Raw genomic sequence first — 2,376 nt, forward strand, 5'->3', positions numbered from 1 at the left:
GGTGCGTTCTTCCCGGGGGTGGGCGAACAGGGCCTTGGCTTCGCCCTGTTCGACGATCGCTCCCTTGTCGAAGAAGATCACCCGGTTGGCCACGTCGCGGGCGAAGCTCATCTCATGGGTGACGATGACCATGGTGCGTTTCTCCTCGGCCAGGCCGCGGATGGTCGCCAGTACCTCGCCCACCAGCTCCGGGTCCAGGGCCGAGGTGGGTTCGTCGAACAGGATCACCTTGGGCTCCATGGCCAGGGCCCGGGCGATCGCCACCCGCTGCTGCTGGCCGCCGGACAGGCGCCTGGGGTAGGCGTCTTCCTTGCCCGCCAGGCCGACCTTGGCCAGGAGCTTGCGGCCCAGGGCCAGGGCTTGCTCGCGCGGGGTCTTCTTCACCACCAGCGGGCCCTCGACGACGTTCTCCAGGGCGGTGCGGTGGGGGAACAGGTTGAAGTTCTGGAACACGAAGCCCACTTGCTGGCGCAGTTGGCGGATCCGCCCTTGCTGCTGGCTCAGCGGGACATGGCTGTCGATGGCGATGTCGCCGATGCGGACCCGGCCGCTGGTGGGTTCCTCGAGGAAATTCAGGCAACGCAGGAAGGTGGTCTTGCCCGAGCCACTGGGGCCGATGATGGCCACCACTTCGCCTTCCTTGACCTCCAGGTCGATGCCATTGAGCACCGTCTGGCCCTTGAACTGCTTGGTCAGTTTTTCCACCACGATCATGGCTTCAAGACTCCTGGTCGTGCCGATTGACCCGCTCTTCCAGACGGTGCTGCAGGTGCGCGAGCACGCTGGCCAGGACCCAGTAGATCAGAGCGGCGGCAAGATACATGGTGAAGATTTCGAAGGTCCGGGCGGTGATCAGCTGCGCCTGGCGGAACAGTTCCGGGACCTGGATGGTGGCGGCCAGGGCGGTGTCCTTGACCAGCGAGATGAAGCTGTTGCCCAGAGGCGGCAGGGCGGTGCGCATGGCTTGCGGCAGGATCGCCCGGCGCAGGGTCTGGGCCCGGGTCATGCCGATGCTGGCGGCGGCTTCCCACTGGCCACGCTCGATGGAGCCGATGGCGGCCCTGAGGATTTCACAGGCGTAGGCCGCCATGTTCAGGGAGAAGCCGATCAGCGCCGCCGGCAACGGGTCCAGCTCCAGCCCCAGTTGCGGCAGGCCGTAGTAGATCACGAAGAGCTGCACCAAGAGCGGCGTGCCGCGAAAGAACGACACGTAGACCCGGGCGATCCAGCTCACCAGCGCGAAGCGCGACAAGCGCATCAAGGCCAGGCCGAAGCCCAGCAGCAGTCCGAAGAGCATGCCGCCCAGGCTCAGGATCACCGTGTAGTACGCACCCTTGAGCAGGAAGGGCGCCGAGTCCAGCGCCAATTGCAGGCCTGCTTCCATTATTGGGTGACGTCAGCGTTGAAGTATTTTTCCGAGAGTTTCTTCAGCGTGCCGTCGGCCCGCAGTTCCTCGATCGCCTTGTTCACCGCGGCCAGCAGTTCCGGTTCGCCCTTGCGCAGGGCCACGCCGGATTCCTGGCGGGAGAAGGGGTCGCCGGAGACCACCAGGGTGTCCTTGGTTTTCTTGATCAGCTCGAAGGCCGCCAGGCGGTCCACCAGGATGGCTTCGATACGGCCCACACGCAGGTCCTGGTACTTGGTCGGATCGTCGTCGTAGGTCTTGATGATGGCGTTGGGCACGTTGTCCTTCAGCCATTGCTCGTAGTTGGTGCCCAGGCCTACCCCGACCTTGTGCCCGGCCAGGTCGGCGGCGGTCTTGAACTTGCCCTCGTCCTTCTTCTGGGTCAGGGCCTGGATGCCGGAGATGGTGTAGGGGGTGGAGAAGTCGTACTTCTTCTTGCGCTCCTCGGAAATGGTCACCTGGTTGACCACGGCGTCCAGGCGCTTGGATTCCAGGGCCGCGAGGATGCCGTCCCACTTGGTCGGCTGTAGCTTGACCTTGACCCCGAGCTTGTTGGCCAGGGCTTCGGAGAACTCCACTTCGAAGCCGGTCAGCTTGCCGTTTTCGTCGACGTAGCTGAACGGTGGGTAGGTGCCTTCCAGGCCGACGTTGATCACCCCCGCGTCCTTGATCTTCTGCAGTTGCTCGCCGGCAACCGCTTGCCCCATCAGTCCGGCACCGAGGGCCAGGCCCAGTGTGCCAATCAGCAGATTGCGACGCAGTACGGAAAGATTCATGACAAGCCCCTGTGGTTTCTTATGCACGATGCGAGTGGGAAATGCAGGTCGATCGATGAGCCGGAACGCAGGTTTCATCCTGCCCTAAATGCAGCGTATGCGTCTCCCGGCAAATTCGCCTGCGCCGCGACTATAAGTGCTCTTTTATAGATATAAAAATAATATAAATTCACATTTATATTCGTTTTGTGAATA

3 protein-coding genes are annotated in these 2,376 nt (G+C 62.8%); all 3 read right to left on the reverse strand.

What is annotated here, in order from left to right; genetic code table 11:
* The coding region (gene tcyN, locus ACK6AU_RS31840) for an L-cystine ABC transporter ATP-binding protein TcyN (RefSeq protein WP_409303725.1) at nt 1-714 on the reverse strand (714 nt) is incomplete at its 3' end.
* Between the two features lie 4 nt (nt 715-718).
* Nucleotides 719-1,384 carry a cystine ABC transporter permease gene (gene tcyL / locus ACK6AU_RS31845; RefSeq protein WP_409303727.1) on the reverse strand — a complete coding sequence of 222 codons (666 nt, stop codon included), beginning with the start codon at nt 1,382-1,384 and terminating at the stop codon, nt 719-721.
* Nucleotides 1,384-2,181 (reverse strand): cystine ABC transporter substrate-binding protein, encoded by a 798-nt coding sequence (gene tcyJ / locus ACK6AU_RS31850; RefSeq protein ID WP_068580138.1) that lies wholly within the window; start codon nt 2,179-2,181, stop codon nt 1,384-1,386. Before tcyJ ends, tcyL begins: the two co-directional genes overlap by 1 nt.
* Between the last annotated feature and the right edge of the window lie 195 nt (nt 2,182-2,376).

The sequence above is a fragment of the Pseudomonas sp. KCJK8993 genome, from assembly GCF_046230915.1.
GTDB lineage: Bacteria > Pseudomonadota > Gammaproteobacteria > Pseudomonadales > Pseudomonadaceae > Aquipseudomonas > Aquipseudomonas piscis.